General features: G+C 40.5%; 20 protein-coding genes and 1 pseudogene. 13 read left to right on the top strand and 8 right to left on the bottom strand.

Annotation, left to right across the window (positions count from 1 at the left end; genetic code table 11):
* The first annotated feature begins 126 nt into the window (after positions 1–126).
* From L641_RS0103055 to L641_RS22160, 8 genes and pseudogenes are all read left to right on the top strand, one after another.
* The gene (locus L641_RS0103055) at positions 127–1,365 is read left to right on the top strand and encodes a site-specific integrase (protein WP_024600955.1); all 1,239 of its coding nucleotides are present in this window, start codon (positions 127–129) and stop codon (positions 1,363–1,365) included.
* Positions 1,362–2,288, top strand: coding sequence for a tyrosine-type recombinase/integrase (locus L641_RS0103050; protein ID WP_024600954.1), 927 nt, complete (start codon positions 1,362–1,364; stop codon positions 2,286–2,288). The genes L641_RS0103055 and L641_RS0103050 overlap by 4 nt, the downstream gene beginning before the upstream one ends.
* Positions 2,285–3,286 (top strand): tyrosine-type recombinase/integrase, encoded by a 1,002-nt coding sequence (locus L641_RS0103045; protein WP_024600953.1) that lies wholly within the window; start codon positions 2,285–2,287, stop codon positions 3,284–3,286. The genes L641_RS0103050 and L641_RS0103045 overlap by 4 nt, the downstream gene beginning before the upstream one ends.
* Before the next feature lie 99 nt (positions 3,287–3,385).
* A pseudogene (locus L641_RS23155) lies at positions 3,386–3,517 on the top strand (transposase domain-containing protein); the annotation flags it as partial.
* A gap of 46 nt (positions 3,518–3,563) precedes the next feature.
* Positions 3,564–3,848 (top strand): 5-carboxymethyl-2-hydroxymuconate isomerase, encoded by a 285-nt coding sequence (locus L641_RS0103040; protein WP_051385852.1) that lies wholly within the window; start codon positions 3,564–3,566, stop codon positions 3,846–3,848.
* Between the two features lie 38 nt (positions 3,849–3,886).
* Positions 3,887–4,330: a hypothetical protein gene (locus tag L641_RS0103035; protein WP_138765354.1), complete on the top strand. Its 444-nt coding sequence runs from the start codon at positions 3,887–3,889 to the stop codon at positions 4,328–4,330.
* Positions 4,331–4,347: 17 nt separating this feature from the next.
* The gene (locus tag L641_RS0103030; protein ID WP_024601090.1) at positions 4,348–4,824 is read left to right on the top strand and encodes a hypothetical protein; all 477 of its coding nucleotides are present in this window, start codon (positions 4,348–4,350) and stop codon (positions 4,822–4,824) included.
* 155 nt (positions 4,825–4,979) lie between these two features.
* Complete coding sequence (locus L641_RS22160; RefSeq protein ID WP_024601089.1) at positions 4,980–5,345, top strand: energy transducer TonB; 366 nt, start codon at positions 4,980–4,982, stop codon at positions 5,343–5,345.
* Between the two features lie 385 nt (positions 5,346–5,730).
* Here L641_RS22160 and L641_RS0103015 read toward each other — a convergent pair whose 3' ends face one another.
* Both L641_RS0103015 and L641_RS0103010 read right to left on the bottom strand, forming a co-directional pair.
* Positions 5,731–7,320: a sulfotransferase gene (locus L641_RS0103015; protein WP_024601088.1), complete on the bottom strand. Its 1,590-nt coding sequence runs from the start codon at positions 7,318–7,320 to the stop codon at positions 5,731–5,733.
* 86 nt (positions 7,321–7,406) lie between these two features.
* Positions 7,407–9,749, bottom strand: coding sequence for a TonB-dependent receptor (locus L641_RS0103010; RefSeq protein WP_024601087.1), 2,343 nt, complete (start codon positions 9,747–9,749; stop codon positions 7,407–7,409).
* Positions 9,750–9,856: 107 nt separating this feature from the next.
* On the opposite strand from L641_RS0103010, the gene L641_RS0103005 reads away from it, so the two are divergent.
* Both L641_RS0103005 and L641_RS0103000 read left to right on the top strand, forming a co-directional pair.
* Positions 9,857–10,741: an IS982 family transposase gene (locus L641_RS0103005; protein WP_008465638.1), complete on the top strand. Its 885-nt coding sequence runs from the start codon at positions 9,857–9,859 to the stop codon at positions 10,739–10,741.
* A gap of 448 nt (positions 10,742–11,189) precedes the next feature.
* On the top strand, positions 11,190–12,284 hold the full coding sequence (locus tag L641_RS0103000) for an NADH:flavin oxidoreductase/NADH oxidase (protein ID WP_024601086.1): 1,095 nt from the start codon (positions 11,190–11,192) through the stop codon (positions 12,282–12,284).
* Between the two features lie 76 nt (positions 12,285–12,360).
* On the opposite strand, the gene L641_RS0102995 is transcribed toward L641_RS0103000, so the two are convergent.
* From L641_RS0102995 to L641_RS0102985, 3 genes are all read right to left on the bottom strand, one after another.
* On the bottom strand, positions 12,361–13,230 hold the full coding sequence (locus L641_RS0102995; protein WP_024601085.1) for a DMT family transporter: 870 nt from the start codon (positions 13,228–13,230) through the stop codon (positions 12,361–12,363).
* Positions 13,231–13,422: 192 nt separating this feature from the next.
* Positions 13,423–14,424, bottom strand: a complete 1,002-nt coding sequence (locus L641_RS0102990) for a Gfo/Idh/MocA family oxidoreductase (protein WP_016899601.1) — start codon at positions 14,422–14,424, stop codon at positions 13,423–13,425.
* A 37-nt stretch (positions 14,425–14,461) separates the two neighbouring features.
* Positions 14,462–15,463: an AraC family transcriptional regulator ligand-binding domain-containing protein gene (locus tag L641_RS0102985; protein WP_024601084.1), complete on the bottom strand. Its 1,002-nt coding sequence runs from the start codon at positions 15,461–15,463 to the stop codon at positions 14,462–14,464.
* An 89-nt stretch (positions 15,464–15,552) separates the two neighbouring features.
* On the opposite strand from L641_RS0102985, the gene L641_RS0102980 reads away from it, so the two are divergent.
* Positions 15,553–17,163 (top strand): GMC family oxidoreductase N-terminal domain-containing protein, encoded by a 1,611-nt coding sequence (locus L641_RS0102980; protein WP_024601083.1) that lies wholly within the window; start codon positions 15,553–15,555, stop codon positions 17,161–17,163.
* On the opposite strand, the gene L641_RS0102975 is transcribed toward L641_RS0102980, so the two are convergent.
* From L641_RS0102975 to L641_RS0102965, 3 genes are all read right to left on the bottom strand, one after another.
* Positions 17,160–17,969: a class I SAM-dependent methyltransferase gene (locus tag L641_RS0102975; protein ID WP_024601082.1), complete on the bottom strand. Its 810-nt coding sequence runs from the start codon at positions 17,967–17,969 to the stop codon at positions 17,160–17,162. The genes L641_RS0102980 and L641_RS0102975 overlap by 4 nt on opposite strands.
* A gap of 6 nt (positions 17,970–17,975) precedes the next feature.
* Positions 17,976–18,374 (bottom strand): hypothetical protein, encoded by a 399-nt coding sequence (locus L641_RS0102970; RefSeq protein ID WP_024601081.1) that lies wholly within the window; start codon positions 18,372–18,374, stop codon positions 17,976–17,978.
* Positions 18,375–18,441: 67 nt separating this feature from the next.
* Positions 18,442–18,861, bottom strand: coding sequence for a DUF3429 domain-containing protein (locus tag L641_RS0102965; protein ID WP_024601080.1), 420 nt, complete (start codon positions 18,859–18,861; stop codon positions 18,442–18,444).
* A gap of 299 nt (positions 18,862–19,160) precedes the next feature.
* On the opposite strand from L641_RS0102965, the gene ahpC reads away from it, so the two are divergent.
* Entirely contained in the window at positions 19,161–19,730 is a 570-nt protein-coding gene (ahpC, locus tag L641_RS0102960; RefSeq protein WP_008115650.1) for an alkyl hydroperoxide reductase subunit C, read from the top strand.
* Positions 19,731–19,894: 164 nt separating this feature from the next.
* Positions 19,895–21,472 carry an alkyl hydroperoxide reductase subunit F gene (gene ahpF, locus L641_RS0102955; RefSeq protein WP_024601079.1) on the top strand — a complete coding sequence of 526 codons (1,578 nt, stop codon included), beginning with the start codon at positions 19,895–19,897 and terminating at the stop codon, positions 21,470–21,472.
* Positions 21,473–21,474: the final 2 nt, after the last annotated feature.

The raw sequence follows: 21,474 nt of genomic DNA, 5'->3' as shown, positions 1-21,474 counted from the left end.
GTTTATACCGAAAGAAAAACTATGCCGAATCACTTGGCTAGAACCCTATAATACAAAGATACTTGCATATGATTGCTTCGGCATAGTGTGATCTGACTTCTAATAATTAATTTACGGAGAAGGATTATGAGTGTTTCGGCATTTTTCAAGTGTAAAAAAACAATAGCGCGACTTCATACGGGCCCTTTGGGCGTTTATATGAAGGCTTATGCAGAGCATCTAATTACTGAAGGTCACTGCTACCAGAGTGGCGCTCGTAACATTAGAGTTGCTGCTGATTATAGCGCATGGTTAGCCAGTAAAAAGTATAAGGTGACTGATGTTAACGAAGCATCAGTACTACAATATGAAAAATTTAGGCAAAAAAATCGACATCCTTTTTTGTCTGATCACGCAGCTCTTATTAGACTTCTTATAGTGCTAAGAGCGCTCAATGCAACAGCAGCAGCAGCAACGATTGTGTTAGATCATCTGTCGCAGATCATTCAGGACTTTGAACAGCATTTGATGCAAAATCATGGACTTTGTGAAACTTCAGTCATCAGACATCGAATACCACTGAGGAAGTTTCTTTGGCAGTGTTGCCCTGATGGTGTTTCATGCTTTTCAAGCTTAAGAGGACAAGATGTAAGGCAATTTCTAGTGCAACACGCACATGACCAAAGCCCTAGCTCTGCAAAAAATATGTGTTGGACACTACGTGCGTTCGCTAGGTATCTTTTATATAAGGGGTATACAACCTACAATTTGTCTTCTGCTGTACCTAGTATCAGAAGATGGAGCCTAACCACCCTCCCAGAACATCTATCTTCTAACCAAATTCAAAAGGTGCTGAACAGTTGCGACACGAGCAGTGCCGTTGGCTTAAGGGATTACGCAGTACTTATGCTATTAAGTCGGCTAGGACTGAGGGCGAATGAAATAGCTCTGTTGAAGTTAGATGACATCAACTGGCATGCTGGTAACCTCAACATTCGAGGAAAGGGTCGAACGCTTATTGCTTTGCCTTTGCTGCCTGAAGTGGGTGCGGCGCTATCAGATTACTTACAAAACGCACGGCCAAAGACTGATAGCCGTTCAGTTTTTGTACGCTCATTGGCGCCACATTCTCAGTTTGCAAGCTCTGCTGGGATCTCACAAATTGCTAAAGCAGCGTTACTGCGAGCTGAGTTAACACTAAAGCATAAAGGGACTCATATTTTTCGCCATAGCCTTGCAACTAACTTGCTTCAAGCAGGTGCTTCACTGTCCGAAATTGGTCAACTACTTCGCCATAAGAGCCATGATTCGACACGTATTTATGCCAAAGTTAATATTGATGGATTAAGAGCATTAGCCATGCCATGGCCGGGAGTAGCACAATGATCTCCTTACGTAAAATATTACATGAATATGTGGATCTTAGACGCGGACTGGGCCACAAGTTTATTCAACCAGCTAGAGATTTAGAAGGCTTCGTTACGTTTATGGAGCAGTACAGTAGTACTTTTGTCACTACCAAACTTGCACTTGAATGGGCAACCCAATCGCCTGGAAAAAATGCTAGCTGGGCTATAAAACTGGCCTATGTTCGCGGGTTTGCTCGGCACTTGCAAACAATGGACATACACACAGAGGTACCGCCGGTTGGACTTTTATCCTATAGCGGCTCTGCTAAACCGTACATTTACTCTGATATTGAGATACAGGCATTGTTGGAGGCCGCATTAGCTCTTAAACCGGTAAACAAATTAAGGCGCTGGACATACCATTGCCTCTTTGGTCTTTTACCGACAACAGGCTTGCGTATCAGCGAAGCTTTGACTCTCAAACGCCAAGATGTAGATCTTGAGAACTGTATTCTCACTGTACGCGATACAAAGTTTGGAAAATCACGCTACGTTCCCATACATGCAAGTACTCAGCGTATTCTAGTCGAGTATGATCGCCGTCGCGATGAACTTATTAACCCTCCTTGCAGTGAGTACTTTTTGGTAGCAGAGCGCGGTGGCCGTTTATTACCGCAGTATGTTTCTCGTGTATTTTTACGTTTATCACGACAAATTGGATTACGTACCCCAAATGCTAGCTCAGGACCACGGATCCATGATTTTAGACATAGCTTTGCGGTCAATACGCTATTACGATGGTATAGAACTGGAGAAAAGGTAGACACCTTGTTACCAAAATTGTCTACTTACCTCGGTCACAGTTGTGTGCGTGATACCTATTGGTATTTATCTGCCTGTCCAGAGCTACTGGAACTTGCTGCGCGTCGCTTAGAAACACGTTTGGAGGCTGAACTATGAAAGCCACTACCGCATTTCCGTGCTTGCTTGAACGTTGGTTTACTATTCGTTTAATCAATCAAAAACGCGTCAGTCACAACACGATATACTCCTATCGAGACACCTTTCGACTGCTATTGGTGTTTGCAAAAAAACAGCTAGGGAAAGCGCCATCTGCGCTAACGCTAGAAGATATCAACGCAGAATTAGTTAGCGCATTTCTTAATGATCTTGAAGAGCACCGAGTAATCAGTGCTCGCACAAGAAATTTACGTCTGACTGCCATTCATTCATTTTTCCACTTTTTAGAATACGAAGAGCCTGGGTATAGCGCACAAATTCAGCGAGTATTAGTTATCCCTAGTAAACGACATGAGCAGAGGCTGATCCACTTCTTGGAGCGAACGGAAATAGAGGCATTACTGGCAAGTCCGGATAAAACGACGTGGATAGGCCATCGTGATCACGCTCTACTTTTTTTAGCGTTACAGACAGGGCTGCGTCTTTCTGAAATCATCGGGCTCAATAGTACGTCCCTATTTCTTGACCAAGGGGCGCATGTCCGATGTCTTGGCAAAGGTCGGAAAGAAAGAAGTACTCCTTTAACCAAACCTGCTGTTCGTATCATGAAAACTTGGCTGTTAGCGCTTCCTGGTATGGAAGAGGATATACTGTTTCCAACAATACGCGGCAATCGTCTTAGTGCAGACAGTGTGCAGTATTTAGTAAAGAAACATGCTGCTAATGCCAGTATTCAATGTCCATCGCTGAAGCAGAAGCATGTAACACCTCATGTGCTTCGACACACCGCAGCAATGGAGCTGCTTAGCGCAGGTGTTGATACCACGGTAATAGCGATGTGGCTTGGACATGAATCTACACAAACGACACAAAGATACTTACATGCTCATATGGCACTGAAGGAAGCAGCATTAGCGAAAGTAGCGCCATTTAATAAGCACAGTGATCTTCACTATAAACCGAGCGATAAGTTGTTAGGTTTTCTCACCAGCTTGTAGTTCTAGGATTAAACTATGCCGAATAGAAACTGGATCCTTACAGTCAAATGACAGTAATACCAGCACACTTATGAAATTGGGCAGCATGTGTTCGGCATAGTTTTTCTTTCGGTATAAACTGCAAGATCCAACGGCTTAACGCCATTTGATTACATCATGCATTGCCTCGATGAGCTTTGTCAGCCTGAGCCAGACATAGAACAATTATTGCCTTGGAATATCAATATCTAGGTGATGATCACCGGACGTTTACTTTGGGTCACATAGCGAGGAATACATTATTGAACAAATTCATTTTGTAGCTCACGCTACAGGTTTATTCGATGAAGGTGATATAAAAGTTAGAGTAAATCCATTTAATACTTTCTCTGTGGGGAATAAGCGTGAAGACTTTATCCATGTGTTTGCCCATATAATGCAAGGAAGAACAGCAGAGCAAAAAGCGAACCTCTCACGAGTAATTGTTAGTAAGCTTGTTACTTTATTTCCTGAAATTCCTAACATTGCAATGAATATTAGTGATTTTGAAAAAGCGACATATTGCAATCGTACGATGCTTTAGCCAGCAATTAAACATAGTTTTGGATGTTTATAAAACGTATGAGTAATTCTCAATTACAAAAAATAATATCTCTTTATACTGCTTTTGTTTTTATACCTACGTTATTGCTTTATTTGATTTATAGTATATTTGGTTGGGTTGTATTTTCAGTTACATTAAATCCTTTATTGGGCTATTTTTTGCTGGGTGGTGCATATGGTTTATGGTCACTACATTCATTAATAAAAACGATGAAAAAATTAACGGTATTAAAGCATCCTATTATTGTGATAGTTGGATTGTTATTAGGTTGTAGTTTTTGTCCTGTCGTTTTAACTACGACTGAATTTAGTACGATGAAACCGCAAGAATTTATTTTTATATATATTATTATTGCACCCTTTATAGCGACCTTTCATTTATTTTATTTATATAAAAAAAACAGTCGACTAGCGCCTCTTGAGGATACTTTAACGAAACTATTTCTCAGTGGGCTTTATTAAACAAGGAGAACACAGGTATGGAACCAAATTACTCAGAATATTCAATTTCAGAGCTAGAAGAGTCATTACGTGCTATCGATCAAGAAGCGTATCCTGAAAGAACAAATGAACTAAAGAAAGAGTTAAATAATCGCCTTGAAAATCCAATAACGAGTCATGAAGTAGAGGATGGTTTTGAGGCGAATGAACAATTTTATAAATGTCCTCATTGTGAAGAAAAAATTGGATTTTTTTCTAAAGCGCTACAAAGTTGGAGCAAGATAAGAGAGTGCCCACAATGCAAAAAACCATTTGCAGTAACCTTTAATGTAAAAGTGTTTTTCGTTGCGCTTTTACCTATGGTTATTTTTAATTATTTTATGATAAAACCTGTTTTAGGATCACTGGGATTAAGTAAGTCCATTGGTTTGGGGATAGTTTGCGGTGTGTTAATTATTATATCAACCCGCTTGATCAGAGTTCGTGATGAAAATGACACTAAAAAAGAGGTTTAAGATAAATTTTGAAATGTTTTGTCTAGGTTTATACGTTCATAGAAAAGCGTTTTTTGTTGGGAGTATTTTAGTAAGTTCGTTTAGCGCTGCTGTACACCTTAGTAAACTTAACAACTAGTTGTACATTTAACTGAGCTATATTTTTAGGAGTGTCTTTGAAGTACATAACTATATTTTTAGTCCTTTTACTGGTTGGTTGTAATAGTACTGATAAAGCGGCAAATTCAAGTATTGTGTATATCAATGCGCAAACAGATTCACCTGCTAAATGGGTTGTGAAGATTGAACCAAAATATCCTGAAGATGCGGCTAAAAATAGCGTAGAGGGCTACTTAAAATTCAAAGCAATAATTAATGAAGTTGGAGCGTTAGAAAGAGTTGAAGTAATTGAATCTGCCCCAAAAGGTGTATTTGAAAAGGAAGGTTTACGGGCTTTAAAGCTATGGCGATTTAAGCCTGCGTTATTAAATGGTAGGCTGGTTAAGGTTGAGTACGCTGGTACTCTCGAGTGGAAGTTATAATGTCTTTAGGGATGAGCATATCATGGAGATCTAAGCAACCTAAACAAAAGCGATGTGATAGGTGTGAACTGTATTATTCTGAATTCTTGGATAAATGTACGCATTGTTCCGATTTAAACGAAGCACAATTACTTATGCTTAAGGCTAAACACCAAGAATCTCTTAAACACAATGCTAAGCTTGGTAAATACTTATTTATAGCTGCTGTAGTAATTGGTGCATTACTTTTTGTTAGTTTTTTATGGTAGCGTTGGATTTTTCCTTAAGTGGAGTAGGGTAAGTTAACAGAGAAAAAACCTCAAATACATTCAGCCTAAAAAATTATATCCATCCGCTAACTTTTAAATTAATCAAACTGAACTATCCGTCCACGTAATATTTTTTGTTATTTAATTAAACCTAAAACTCCTTCCTTAACTAAATAAGACTGCGCTGCGTCTGTATGGGGTTTAAACTTTTTCCAGCGGCCTATGGCTTTGTTGTTAAGCGGTTGGCGCACTTGCATTTTGCTGGCGGTTGAAACCGGTGCGGTGTTTAAATGAAAATCAAGGCACTGTGGTTGCCAGTCTAAGTCGCAATAGCTCACTAATTCTTTTATTTTTTGCTCTGGTGCGGCGATGAGTTCTTCGTATTTTACTAGTTTAATATTGCTGTGCAGGGCGCTGAAGTGCTGTATCAGTTTATAAAAGCGGCTGTAAAATTTAGCGGTGTCGAGTAAGTCTAACGAGTAAGCATAATACGGGTTGTTAATAGTAAATAGCTGACGATAGTTACCAATGCAGGTGTCCATGGGGTCGCGAAGTAGGCAAATTATTTTGGCGTTTGGCAGGGCTTTGGTAATTAAATCAATATAAAAAAAGTTAAACGGTAGTTTATCAATAAAGTGTTTATGGCTGCCGGTTACAACGCGCGTTGCTTCAAGGTAAGTACTGCCAAGTTTTGCAAAATCAAGCTGGTAAACTTGGTTTAAGGTGTCTATATCGAGTACTTGAGGCGTGTGCGTTTGGCTAAGTTTTTTTACACTTAGGCCAAAGTCTTGCAGCTCGCCCGCCGATTGTACGTCGCTGTGGCTTGATAAAATGCGTTCAACTAATGTGGTGCCAGAGCGCGGCATGCCTAATACAAAAATTGGCTCACTGCTTTGGTTGCCAGCTGTTTGTTGGTTTTTGTATTTATCACTGAGCTGTTTTATATGTGCAAATAAAGCCTCAGACGCTTGATTATCAAACGCCTTATTAGCGAGTTTTGCTGCTTTACCTTGTTGTAACGCGGCAAAGGCTGCTGAAAACTCTCCTAAGTCTTGATATTCTTTTGCGAGCGCATGACCTATATGCAGTTTAGCGTCAGGATGATTGACCTGTTCAAATACGTTTTTTAATCGCGCTATGTGGTTGTTTTGCTCAGTGACTTTAGTTAAATCAGCTAAAGCAAAATGACTTTGATGATGAAGCGGATTCAGTGCAATGGCATTTTCAAACGCGTGCTGCGCCTTTTCAAACTGGCCTAAAAATTTAGCACATACCCCATAGTTATAATAAAACTGCGGCTGACCAGTATTACTCGCTTCAGCCAAACTTAACGCGCATTTAAAATAGTCAGCAGCATGCTGATGTAAACCCGCTTGGTTGAGTGCGACGCCTAATGTATCGGCATCAAGTGCTTTACTAATATGTTCAAGCTTAACGCTGAGTGCGGTGCTTTTCGCTTTTTGTAAATCGCCAGTAAGGGCGTAACACTTGGCAAGTTGCGCTGTATATTCAATAGACTTAGTAAAGCTTAATGCTTTTTCAATTAGCTTTATTGCTTTATAAATTTGGCCAACCTGTAAATTAACCATGGCGAGTAAAAAGTAGCCATCAGCAAAGTCAGGCTGCTGTGTCACTAGCTCAACCAGTGCTTTATGCGCTTGCTGAATGTTGCCTTGGTTTAAGTTGTTTATAGCGCTTTGGTGTAGTTGCTTTAAGTTTGGCTGCATGAATACTCTTATAAATAATGTACTTACAAATAAAAAGGCTCAAAATTAATTTGAGCCTTTTTATTGTACTTAAACTTATCGTTTAATTATATTTCAAACTTATAGTTAAATTTAATGCCAACAGTAAGCGGGCGATTAATATAGTAACCATAGTTACGTTGTATGTCTGCGCCATTGGCTGTTGTAATATCCGCATCTGAACGACGAACAGAGGTAACCGCATATTTATTAAATAGGTTATCTACATATAAAGTAGTCGACCATGCATCGGCGGTTAATTTAGCTGAAATATTACTTAAGCTATAACCTGGGAGTGCTTCACCATTATCACGTAGGCCTACTTTTGAAATTACATCACTTTGTGCAGTTAAACCGTAGTTAATATCTAAGGTTTTGTCGTTAAACACTTCTGTTTGGTAGTTAATCCCCATAGAGAACTGATGCTCAGGTGAGCCCGGTAAACGGTCGCCATCTTTTGCGCCATCAGTGCCATCGGCATTAAATAAATACGGAGCGTCTGAGGTTAGCTCTGCTTTTGTATAGGCATAAGTTGCATAGGCAGTAAATGAGTCTGATAAGATTGCACGCGTGGCAATCTCAATCCCTTTCGCATTTGCGCTACCAGCATTTGATAAATACGGTAATTGACCTACTGTTGTTGCACCGGCAATTTGTGCGTTATCCCAATCTACATTGAATAGGGCAGCGTTAAAGTGTAGTTGGCTTCTAAACCAGGTACTTTTAAAACCTAGCTCATAGTTGGTGGTTGTATCTGCCTCATACAACATTTCATCAGGTGTACCACAGCCTGTTTGTTGATCCTCAGGTAGAGGTGTTGGGCAAGGCACTAAGCCATTTGAGCCACCAATTCTAAATCCTTCGCTAATAGTTGCATACGCCATTACTGAATCTGTAAATTGGTATTTAGCATTAAATTTGAACAGATTACCGTTGTCACCGGCTTCGTTCTCTTCAAAGTTAACTGAAATTGCATCAGGTGCAGCACCTTCATACAAGGTATTTGCTAATGGGAAGTCAAAAGCCGCTTTTGATTCTACGTCGTATTCGTAAAAACGCGCGCCAATAGTAATGTCGAGTTTATCGGTTACTTGGTAACCCACTTCACCAAAAAGCGCAGACTCAGTGACTTTGCTGCCAGTAATTTCTAAATACTCTAAAGAGTCTGGTCTAAGTTGTGCGCCACCAAAATTATCAACCGCGAACTGATCAAAGCCTGGTGTGGACTCTCTGCTTGATGCATCGGTGTCGGTTTTGTTGTAAAAACCACCAACAATCCAGCTTAAATCGCTATCACTTTGTGAGACTAAACGCAGTTCTTGGGTAAAGGTGTCTTTTTCGTCAATTTCACGGGTAAATGCTGAAAACGAAGGAAACTCTTCGTAGCCATAGTCTAAGCGAATTAAAAGATCTGTTTGATCACGTTGCCCATCGGCGTCAAATTGTGAAATACCGGTAGCTGATACTAGCTCAGCAAAACCTAAGTCGGCTTTAAGTTCAAGGCTCAATAATTGGTCTTCTTTTATCCGTGGCTCTTCATAACGGTACGCTGACTCGTATTTGCCAATGCGATCACTTAAGCCATTGTTAGCATTAAGGCTGTTGTGATGAACAATGGAACGACCCTCAGTATCTTGCTTTTGATAGAAGTAGTTTAATGTACCTTCGAATGACTCATTTGCTTTGTAACGCAATGAAATACGGCCAGTTGTGGTTGTTTCACCGTTGGCGTCTTTTACATTTTTAAGATTGCTGTTGACTGCATCAAGGTTTGTCCAATCAGGGTCGGTTATCGACACACCTGGTTCACGAACGGTATAGCCGTAGTCAATAAACCCTGGGTCTTCATAAATATTTAAGCTGGTACGTACCGCCAGTTTGTCTTCAATTAAAGGTAAATTGAAGATAAAGCCCGCTTCACCACCGATTGAATCACTTTCTTGAGTTTGAAAAACATCACCAAATACTTCACCTGAGGTGAAATCAAGCTCTGGCTCTTTAAGCATATAGCGAATAGCACCGCCTAGTGTGCCTGCGCCATATAATGTGCCTTGCGGCCCAATAAGCACTTCTACTCGCTCTACATCAACTAAACGCATATCAACTGAGACAGGAATTTCATTAATATAAGTGGCAACAGTGCCACCATCTGATGAAGGCCCTGATGAATTAGTATTTAAACCACGGACTATAATAGGTGAACCGGCACGGCCACCTTGATCTGTAATTGTTAAGCCCGGTACCCAACGTGCTACATCGGCCAACTCACTGATGTTTTGATCTTTCATTACATCAGCATCGAGCGCGGTAATGTTAAGAGGCGCAGCTTGAATTGAGCCACTTCGGCGCGTTGCTGTAACCTCAATAACTTCAAGCGATTTGTTCTTTTCAATAACTTGCTCTTGTGCCACTGCATTACTGCTAAATAACCTGAATCTCGTTTAAGAAAATTGAACTAAATGCCTGTTCCGAGATCCGATCTTTCGACCAAGAACGATTGGATAAACAAGGAACAGGCATGATTAAATTAGTTGAATTGTTTTGCGATGTCGACGATTTTTGCAAAGTATTTATACCTCAATGGGAAAAACAATTACTCGAAGACGGTACCCAAAAACGTCAACGAGCAGGACGTATGACGACCAGTGAAATCATGACAATTGTCATTAGTTTTCATATGTCACATCACCGTGATTTTAAAAATTACTATCTTGGCTATGTTTCACTTATGTATAAAAGTGAATTTCCTAACTTACTCAGTTACACACGATTTTTAGCCGTTATGCCGAGGATACTTGTACCGATGTGTGCTTATTTTACTTCACTTAAAGGTAAACCCACAGGCGTTGAATTCATTGATTCTACATGTATTAAGGTGTGTCATAATATTCGTATTCCCAGACACAAAACCTTTGATGGAATAGCCCAGCGAGGCAAAGGAACGATGGGTTGGTTTTATGGCTTCAAGTTGCATTTAATAGTTAATCACCACGGTGAAATTGTCGCTGCCAAAGTGACAACAGGTAATGTGCATGATACGCAACCAGTGCGTGAATTAGCGAGCTGCCTTACAGACAAATTGTATGGTGACAAAGGGTATTTAAGTAAAGCCTTAGAAGCGGATTTACTCGATAAAGGTGTGAAGCTCATTACGACTGTTCGCAAAAATATGAAAGCAAAAGCGATGTCATTATGGGATAGAGCGATGCTTTCAAAGCGGTTTATAATCGAGACAATTAATGATCAACTCAAGAACATATCCTTCATTGAACATTCGAGACATCGGAGTATGAACGGTTTTATGTTGAATTTAGTAGCTGGGTTGGTGGCTTATTGCTTGAAAGAAAATAAGCCACACCTTAATTTAACTGACGTAGAGCTCAACGCACTAGTTATCGCTTAAGCAGATCTCAGGTTAAATAATACACCGCTCAGTGCGCTTGATACAGCCAAGGTTAACAGGCTTGGTTTAAACATAAAAAGTGATCCTAGTTCAATAAAATGTGTTTATAAATGAGCGCTAATAGTATCAGGGTGTTTTAGTGATGGAAATAAAAATATGAATTTTAATTCACTTTTTTAGAATAAAAATATAAAAGTGAGTTTGAGTGTTTCACGCTGTATATTAAATAAACAAAGGCGTTGCTTTAAAATCAACCAAAATAATAACTGTGCCTAATATAGATAAAAACTGGATAATGAATAGTTTAAAACGTCATTACTTATATTTTTATAAACACTATAAAAATGAATATTCCCCCCCATAACCTTTATAAATACACGTTTAATTATTGATAACACCAACAGCACAATTTAGTTGTGGCTGTGAGTTAGTTATATGAGGATTTATAATGTCAAAGCTGTTTTCACCATTGTCACTTGGTAAGTTAAGCCTAGATAATCGAATTATTATTGCACCCATGTGCCAGTACTCGGCCAACAATGGCGCTGCAAGTGACTGGCATACCATTCATTTAGGGCAATTGAGTTTAAGTGGAGCGGGTTTACTTATTTTAGAAGCGACGGCCGTTAATCCCGAAGGGCGAATTAGTTACGCCGATTTAGGATTATGGGATGATACTACCCAAGCTGCATTAGCAAAAAGTTTAACGGCCGTAAGACAATACAGCCCAATGCCTATTGGTATTCAATTAGCCCATGCAGGTCGAAAAGCGTCAACCGATAAACCATGGGATGGCGGTGGGGTACTTATGCCCGATCACCTCAATGGTTGGCAAACGGTTGCGCCATCAGCCATTGCCTATGATGAAAACAGCCCCACTCCCAAAGCGATGAACCAAGATGATATAGATTCGCTCATAAGTGACTTTGTTAATGCGGCAAAGCGCGCTGACGAGTTGGGCCTTGATTTAATAGAAATACATGGCGCACACGGTTATTTGCTACACCAGTTCTTATCGCCGCTGGCAAACAAACGTGATGATCAATACGGTGGTAGCCTAGAAAATAGAATGCGATTATTACTCGACGTATTTAAAGCTGTAAGAACGGCATTTCCAAGCAATAAAGCGGTGGGTGTACGTATTTCAGCAACCGATTGGGTTGATGGTGGTTGGGATTTACCGCAATCAATTGAACTGGCAAAAGCGCTTGACGCGTTAGGGTGTGACTTTATTCATGTAAGCACTGCGGGTTTAAGCCCTGAGCAAGATATACCTGTTGCTAAGAATTTTCAGGTGCCGTTTGCAACCGCCATTAAACAGGTTGTGAATATGCCAGTGATAGCGGTGGGTTTAATTACCGAGGCGCAGCAAGCTGAAAGTATTCTCAGTGATGAACGTGCTGATGGTGTCGCTTTAGCGCGGGGTATTTTATATAACCCACATTGGCCTTGGCATGCTGCGGCCGAGTTGGGCGCGCAAGTGCAGGCACCAAAGCAATATTTGCGCTCAAGCCCACATGGCCAGCCATCCCCTATAAAATAGTGAATAACTTAACTGCAAAACCCAAGCAAATAGCGTGGGTTTTGTGTGTCTCGGTAGCTTAATATTTAATTAAATATTAAGCAGGAGCTGGCTGCTTTTTACTGTTTGACGTTGAGCTGCCAACCGAGGCAATAATAACTAATAAAATAGCAAGCCACTGCCAAATGCTAAGTAGTTCACCTAAAATAACTAAGCCAGCGAGTGCTGCAATAGCGGGTTCAAGGCTCATCATAATGCTAAACCCTTGCGGCGACATATTACGCAGCGTGATCATTTCTAAAGTGTAAGGTAGGGCACTTGAAAGTACCGCAATGGCAATACCTAACGGAATAATATCCCAAGTAAATGCGGCACTTTGTGATATGCCACCATAAGGTACAAGCACAATAGCTGAAATGGTCATGCCCATCGCTACCGTTGCGCCACCAGAGCTTTGGCTGCCGGTTTTTTTACCGAATAAAATATAACCTGCCCAACACGCACCCGCTGCTAGAGCTAAAATCACGCCAATTGGATCTAAACTTTCTTGGCCTTTCATATCGGGTAACAGTAATAATATTCCGGTTATTGCGCAAGCAACCCAAAATAAATCACGCTTTCGTCTTGATGAAAATAACGCAACGGCAAGTGGCCCGGTAAATTCAAGCGCAACACCAATACCCAGTGGAATACGTTCAATGGCGTAATAAAATAGAATGTTCATGCCGCCTAGGCTCAAACCATAAATTAAGATGGGTAAACGCTGGCTTGCAACCGGAAAGTGTCTCCAAGGTTTAAAAATTAAACAAAGAATAGCGGCAGAAAAACCTAAACGTAAGGCCGTTGTGCCCTCAGGGCCAACAATAGGGAAAAGCTGCTTAGCCAGTGAAGCCCCAGACTGAATAGTGATCATTGCAAGCAATATGCATAAAATAGCCAGTAATAGCTCTTTGGTTGATTTTTGCATGGTCGTCCTTAAATATTGCCATTTAATTGCGGCGCATATTACCTGCTTTTACCTACGCAGGTAAATGTAAATTAACGTTTTACATGGAGTCCCCAGTGATGAGAGGCTATCACTGGGCTGAATGAAAAATAAGCGTTACTCTTTTTAAGATTGAGGTGGCGGGTAATGAGGGCTGACTGATTGAGTAAAAATTTATAGCTCAGCTTTACTATCGGCAGGGTATATAACGCCCAATTGTGCGCGGGCGGTATCGAGTACCGTCATCACATCGCGTGAAAGCTGGTGGTTGTTAATATGTGACTCTAATGCATTTTGCTCAATCATCTCAATAAAGTGCGCCACTTCATACTTCATAAAATGCTCATCAAAATCTGCACTTATTGTTTCTTTTTGGCCATTATTAGCGATGAATTCCACTTTTTTAAGTTGCGATACAGCTTCAATACGAATACGGCCTAACTCACCTTGTATTTCGGTGATGTTCTCGCCTTGCGATATTTTTGAATAACTAATTACCGCTTGTTTATCTGCATAATTTAAAAGTACATCGCCGGCACCATCAACACCGGTTTCTAGTAATACGCCACTGGCGTGCACACTGTTTGGTGCGCCCCACAGTGCTATAAGTAAATAAAGTGGGTAAATACCCAAGTCTACTAATGCGCCATTTGCAAATTCAGGCAAAAAGGTATTAGGGCGCTCGCCGTTTTTGAGCTTATCGTAACGTGACGAATATTGGCTAAATTGGCCAATAAATTTACGCGGTGTACCGATTCTTTTTAATGCGTTTTTTAAAACAGCAAAGTTAGGTAAATGCGTTGTCATCATCGCTTCCATGTACAAACGTTGATGTTTTTGAGCAGCCGTTAAAATAGCAGTAAGCTCATGACTATTTGCTGCTGAGGGTTTTTCGCCAAGTACGTGTTTGCCCGCAGCTAAACATTGCACTGCATAGTCTTTATGCAGACTATTTGGTGCGGCAATATATACTGCCTCTACAAGCTCGTCTTGGCAAACAGCGTCAATGGAGGTAAATATTTTTGCTTGAGAATGAGTGGGGTGATTAGCTAAAAATCGCTCAGCGCTACTTTCTGCCCGAGAACACACACCGTATAAATTAAAATTACTCAGAGTACTTGCCGCATCAAGTAGGGTGTCGCTAATAAAATTGGTACCTACAATCACAAAATTCATGTTTAGCCTTTTTATGTATTTTACACAGCTTTGCAGTTTAACAATATTTTGCTCTAAATGCGCGGGCAGAGCAGTTAAACCAGCGTTTTACACTGGCACTTAATGTGGCTTGTTCTTGATAACCTAACAGCTCGGATATTTGTGAAATAGAAAATTGGTTTTGCATTAAATAGTGTTCACATAATGCGCGGCGAGTGGCATCTTTTAGTTTTACAAAGCTGGTGTTATGTTTTTTAAGTTCACGATGCAAGGTGCGAGGATGCAGATTAAGTGCCGTTGCTATCGTTTGGTTTGAGCATTGAAAAAGGGGCAGCATGGGTCGAATAAGTGCACTTACTTGCGAAGGTAACGACTGAGTATGCGCATTATTAGCGGCTAAAAAGTTTAATGCGGCTTGTACTTTGTGTTGATCAGAAACATTAAGTGGCAATAATAAATCGTTTTTGGCGATTAAAATACCGGCGCTATTTCTGTGTTCAATAACGTTACAGCCAAAGTGTTGATGATAAGCCCGTATATTTGCATCAATCTTTTGCGGTAAAAATACCTTAATGGGTTTACATTGATTTTGGCTCACTTTTTTTAAGGTAGCGAGCGCCAGTGCAATTGTTAATTCAATAACTTGATTTATAACAGGTAAAGGCTTGAGTTTTATTTCGAATGATAAAAATATATTTTGGTCATCTTCAAGTGTATGCGTGGTTAAATTAAGTGCGGGTGTATGTAAGTGCAGGTATTTAATTACCCATGTAAGCGCTTCACCTAAATCAGTTCCACTTTTAGCGGCGATAGCGATATGCCCTAAAATATCAAAACTTTGTTTGCTAGCGAGTTTAAGGCCAAAACTTGGGCAGTTTAAGCTATGAGCGCAGTATTCTAAAAGTTCGGCATAATGGCGATAAGTTAAGCTTTGGGTTTCAAGGGAGTTTAACGTTACCTCAATGGCGCAATGGCGCATGATGCATGCTGTATCACCACCTAGTTCGGTAATTAATGTATCAATTCCCTGTAAAGAAGTGGCTTTAATTAGGCTGCTCATAACAATTGCATTAGTGAAGAGGTGTCTAAAAATATCAAGTTTTTAGTAGATAATCCATGCAAAGTAGATTTTTTAATGGGAGATATTTTATGCATACCACCTCATTTGATTACATTGTGATTGGCGCAGGCAGTGCTGGCTGTGTTGTTGCCTCGCGATTATCTGAAAATAAAAATGTGAGTGTGTGTTTAATTGAAGCCGGCGGCCGTGACCAAAGTGCCATGGTGCAAATGCCTGCGGGAGTTGCAGCTAGTGTGCCTTATGGCATTAATAGCTGGCATTACAACACGGTGCCACAAAAAGAGCTTAATAACCGCTGTGGGTTTATGCCCAGAGGTAAAGTGCTTGGTGGTTCAAGTTCAATCAATGCCATGGTGTACATTAGGGGGAATAAAAAAGACTACGACAACTGGGCCGCTATGGGAAATACCGGCTGGGATTATACCAGTTTGCTGCCTTATTTTATCAAAGCTGAAAACAACAAAACCTTTATCAACAGCCCATATCATGGTGTAAATGGCCCCTTACATGTGCAAGAGCTAAGTTTACCAAGCCCAGTTAATCAGCTGTTCTTAAAAGCATGCCAAGAGCAAGGCGTGGCCCTTAATGACGATATTAATGCGCAGCAACAGCTAGGTGCGCGGTTATCGCAGGTCACTCAACATAAAGGGGAGCGTTGCAGTGCGGCAAAAGCGTACTTAACACCTAATTTAGCTCGTAAAAACTTAACCGTGCTCACTGATGCGCAGGTAAATAAAATTAATTTTTGCGGGAAATCTGCAACTGGTGTAACAGTTGCCGTTAATAATAAAAGCTATGTGCTAAATGCCCATAAAGAAGTTATTTTAAGTACCGGTGCGATTAACTCTCCCCAACTTTTAATGTTATCGGGAGTGGGGCCTGCAGATCATTTAAAGCAGCATAACATTGAGCTTGTAACGCCATTAGAAGGTGTAGGCAGTAATTTGCACGATCACTTAACCGTTGTGCCATTATACAAAGCAAAATATTCGCAAGGCACATTTGGAATAAGTGCCAGTGGTGCGTTTAATATTGCAAAAGGATGCGTTGATTGGTTTGCCAAACGCGAAGGAAAGCTAACCAGTAACTTTGCCGAATCGCATGCGTTTATAAACTTATTTACAGATTCTATTGTGCCCGATGTGCAACTTGAATTTGTTATTGGGCTGGTGGACGATCACAGCCGTAAACTGCATTATGGCCATGGATACAGTATTCATAGCAGCATAATGCACCCTAAAAGCCGCGGCACTATTCGTTTAGCGGATGCCAACCCTTTAAGTGCGCCACTCATTGATCCTAATTATTTAAGCCACCCCGATGATTTACAGGTTATGCTACTTGGGCTTAAAAAAACATTGAGCATAATGCAAAGCAAAGCGTTTGATACTATTCGTGCAGATATGGTGTATCCGCTTGATATTAATGATGATGCGCAGCTTATTGAGTTTATTAGGCAAACAGCCGATACAGAATATCACCCCGTAGGAACCTGCAAAATGGGCCAAGACGATATGGCTGTGGTTGATAGCGAATTACGTGTTCACGGTGTGCAAAATTTACGGGTGGTAGACGCCTCTATTATGCCCAGTATTATTACCGGAAATACCAATGCTGGGGTAATAGCAATTGCAGAAAAAGCAGCTGACTTAATAAAGCAAGCTGCACTTTGTGACTAACTTGACTTATAAAACGCTGTTAACCATTGCTGCCAGTCTTGCTCTAGTTTGAGCATTTGCTGGTGCTTTTTAGCGGAAAAATGTTTGTTTTTATCTTCATCCGCTAAAAACGGCCCCACACGACAAAGCGGGCAATAATCATCAGTTAGATAATTAGGGGTTGTTAACATATCACTTAGTTCGGGTAGTGTATTTTCACTAAATACATAAGTAATACCGCTGGTGTCTTTGACGTGTTTGTCACGGTCGACATTGCGAATTTTATAGCCATCAAAGCGACTGATATCGAATGACATTTGTCCTTGGTATGCCACGTTTAAATGGGTATTTAAACTCCCCTCAATATTCCACTCACGATACGGTTTAACATCTTTTGAGGTTATATAGCATAACCCAGGGCCTTGTGGGTTCAAGGCAAACTCATTGGCATATTTTATAAATTGATGCAGTAACGCACGGTTAAGCACGTTCATGCTGTTATTACGTGTATTTTTCTCAAATGCGTCGCGACCAATAAACGCAGGAATAAGTGGAAATTGAAAAATCACTACATCAAAGCTGTTTAGGTGCTCGGCTAGTTGTTGCCAACATTGTGTGTTGGTGACATCAAATTCATTAAGCACATCAATTTTATGTGCTTTAAGTGAGGCAAGCGCGTTATCGGGGTATTTTTCTGTAAGAGTTGCAGCTGCATCATAGGTTGAGGCAACTAACTTTTGCGGTTTAATGTGGTTGTAAAGCGCGTTTGAAAACGATAAGTCGCCATCACCTACCGTGAGTATGTTCCAATTTGGGTTTAAATACATATTAAATTATATGTTTTTATTAGTAACAAGCGATGTGTCAGGATGCGGTGTATTAATCAGCTGTTGATGCAACCTATACATAGCTAAACGCGTTTTTAACCCTTCAATGGCAACTTGTTTAAGAATTAAGTTAAAGGTAATCAAAATAGCAAACACAATATGAATAGGGCCATGAGTAAAACCGGCTTGAGGGTCGTAAATGGCTAAGCCAAATAAAACAAACAACACCACCATAAATATTTCAATGAGCTGATTTGAATAAAAAGAAAGACGCCCCTCACTTTTATGATCTTTTTTTATGCTAATAGCGCAAAAAAACGGGATAACTTTAATTTTAAAAGCCGCGTTTTTTTCTACAAAATTCTCACCAAGGTCAGTAAGCTGTTGGCGTAATTGGTCTATCATGGTGTGTCCTCTCAATACAGTGCACGGATGTTACCCTATTACAGACCAATGGTTAAGCCATGGCGTGTTATTTAGGGTAAATACTCATACCAATAATTAAGATATGACACACAAATACCACTGATGTGAGCACAAAACGCATTTTTTGATAATCTTTATGATAACCCTGCCACTGTATTGTGGCCTTTTCAAAAATCAGTACTAACCAAAAACTCGCGCCTAACCAAGCAAGCATCCACTCAATCGGTAAGAATGATAAAAACGGAATAGGAATGACCGGTAGCACTGCTTTAATCGCATCGGCAAAGCTTTGTTGGCCTGCATGCCATAAATTACCCGCCATAAACGCTAAAATAGCAATGCTGTAAAAACTAAAAAACTCTAAATTTACACTGTTACTGCCAACCATTAGTGGCCAGCCCACACAGCCTAAAAATGGCAATAAGCCCATATAGCCAAGTTGAATGTGATTGACGAATTTTTCCATAAATGAAATGCCTTTGAAGGTTGTGTAATGTAAACCACGTTATTGTAGCAAGGATGTGCAGTGTAATCTTATTAAAATCTATATAGCGCAACTGACTATGAGTGGTAGTTGAGTTGTAACTGCTTTAACGCTTAAAAATAAGCAGTAGATCACTCTTTGGGTTTGCAATCTTAAAAATCGATTGTTTTAATCTAAACAATCAATTTTATTTAATTTCTCAATGGCCTTATTGTATTAATCAAGCCAACGCATACAGCGTTAACTTTTTATAAATACACTAAACATAAATGAGGAATACTATGAGCACTTCATTGATTAACACAAAATTACAACCTTTCAATGCAACAGCTTACCACAATGGTGACTTTGTAGAACTCACTGAAAAAGACGTATTAGGTAAGTGGTCTATCTTTTTCTTTTACCCAGCTGACTTTACGTTTGTATGCCCTACAGAGCTAGGTGACCTTGCAGATCATTACGCACAGTTACAAGAAATGGGCGTTGAAGTTTATTCAGTATCAACTGATACACACTTTACGCACAAAGCATGGCATGACACGTCAGATACAATCGGTAAAATTACTTACCCAATGATTGGCGACCCAACAGGACGCATTACACGTAACTTTGGTGTCATGATTGAAGATGACGGTTTAGCACTTCGCGGTACATTTGTAATGAACCCAGAGGGCGAAATTAAAGTTGTTGAAACACATGACTTAGGCATTGGTCGCAGTGCTAAAGAACTTGTTCGTAAAGTGCAAGCAGCCCAATACATTGCAACACATGATGGCGAAGTTTGTCCTGCATCTTGGCAGCCAGGTGAAGACACATTAGCACCTTCACTAGACCTAGTTGGTAAGATTTAAACCTTACCACTATCTAAATTTAGAGTAGAACATGACTCTAATACCAGTGAGTCTGTATAGGTTCACTGGGCACTTTCCCACGCCATCACACGTTTCTAAAATTTCGCACATGCACTGATGGCATGGGAACCTTGCTGTTTTAATTTTCCTTAAGGGGCTAAGCCATGTTAGATAACAACATAAAGAACCAACTAAAAAGCCATTTTGAATCGCTGACTCAGCCTGTTGAGCTGCTTATCGCCTTGGACGACAGCAAAAAATCAACAGAAGTAGAAAGTCTTGCAAACGATTTAGCGTCACTAAGCGATAAGTTTAGTGTAATAAATAATCCCGATACTAGCGCCCGCAGGCCTTCTATGGTGGTGCATTCACCAGAAAAAAACACCCATATTACCTTTGCAGGTGTACCTATGGGACACGAATTTACTAGTTTAGTGTTAGCGCTATTACATACGGGTGGTCACCCTAGTAAAGCAAGTAAAGATGACATTGAACAAATACAAACACTTGAGCAAACACTTAATTTTGAAGTGTACATTAGCTTGAGTTGTCAAACCTGCCCGCAAGTTGTGCAGGCACTTAATACTATGGCAGCAACAAATAGCAATATTAAAGCCACCATGATTGATGGGGCATTATTTCAAGATGAAGTAGAGCAAAGAAACATACTGGCTGTACCCGCTGTATATTTAAATGGTGAACCCTTTAGCCAAGGGGCCATGAGCCTCACTGATATTTTAAATAAAGTGGATAGCAAAGGTGCACAGCGCCAAGCAGCATCACTCAATGAAAAGTCGGTGTTTGATGTACTTGTCGTCGGTGGTGGGCCAGCTGGTGCTTCGGCAGCTATTTATTCAGCACGTAAAGGGCTCAATACTGGGGTTGTAGCAGAGCGATTTGGCGGTCAAGTTGCTGATACATTAGCGATTGAAAACTTTATTTCAATAAAAGCAACGCAAGGGCCAAAAATGGTGGCTCAGTTGGAAGAACACGTTAAAGAATACGATGTTGATGTTATACACAACCAACGCGCGGCAAACCTGCAAAAAGGCAGTAATGGGTATGATATTACTTTAGAAAATGGCGCTGTATTAAAAGCAAAATCACTCGTACTAGCAACCGGTGCACGCTGGCGCGAAATGAATGTACCCGGTGAGCAACAGTATAAAGGCCATGGCGTTGCATACTGCCCGCACTGTGATGGGCCTCTATTTAAAGGTAAACCGGTTGCGGTTATTGGTGGTGGTAATTCAGGTATTGAGGCGGCAATTGATTTAGCCAATATAGTTGAACACGTTACTGTGCTTGAATTTGCTGATACGTTACGCGCCGATGAGGTACTTATTCGTAAAGCTAATAGCTTAAAAAACATCACTATTATTAAAAACGCCCAAACCACGGAAGTACTTGGTGATGGCAAAAAAGTAACGGGGTTAAGTTATACCGACCGCCTTAGCGGCGAGAGTAAACAGTTGAACTTAGCCGGTATATTTGTACAAATTGGTTTAATACCTAATACCGAATGGTTGAAAGACAGCGACCTTGAACTGAGCCAATTTGGTGAAATACTCATTGATGCCAAAGGCGCAACATCGTTACAAGGCGTTTATGCTGCAGGTGATGCAACCACTACGCCATTTAAGCAAATTATTATTGCGATGGGGGCGGGCGCAACAGCAAGCCTAGGTGCGTTTGACTATTTAATTCGTCAAACGCCCGATGCAGAGCAAAGCGCTGCTTAATA

It is taken from the genome of Pseudoalteromonas sp. TB41, assembly GCF_000497975.1.
GTDB classification, from domain to species: Bacteria; Pseudomonadota; Gammaproteobacteria; order Enterobacterales; family Alteromonadaceae; genus Pseudoalteromonas; species Pseudoalteromonas tetraodonis.
The sequence above is the reverse complement of the archived record's forward strand: the minus strand, read 5'-3'. Positions and strand labels throughout refer to the sequence as shown.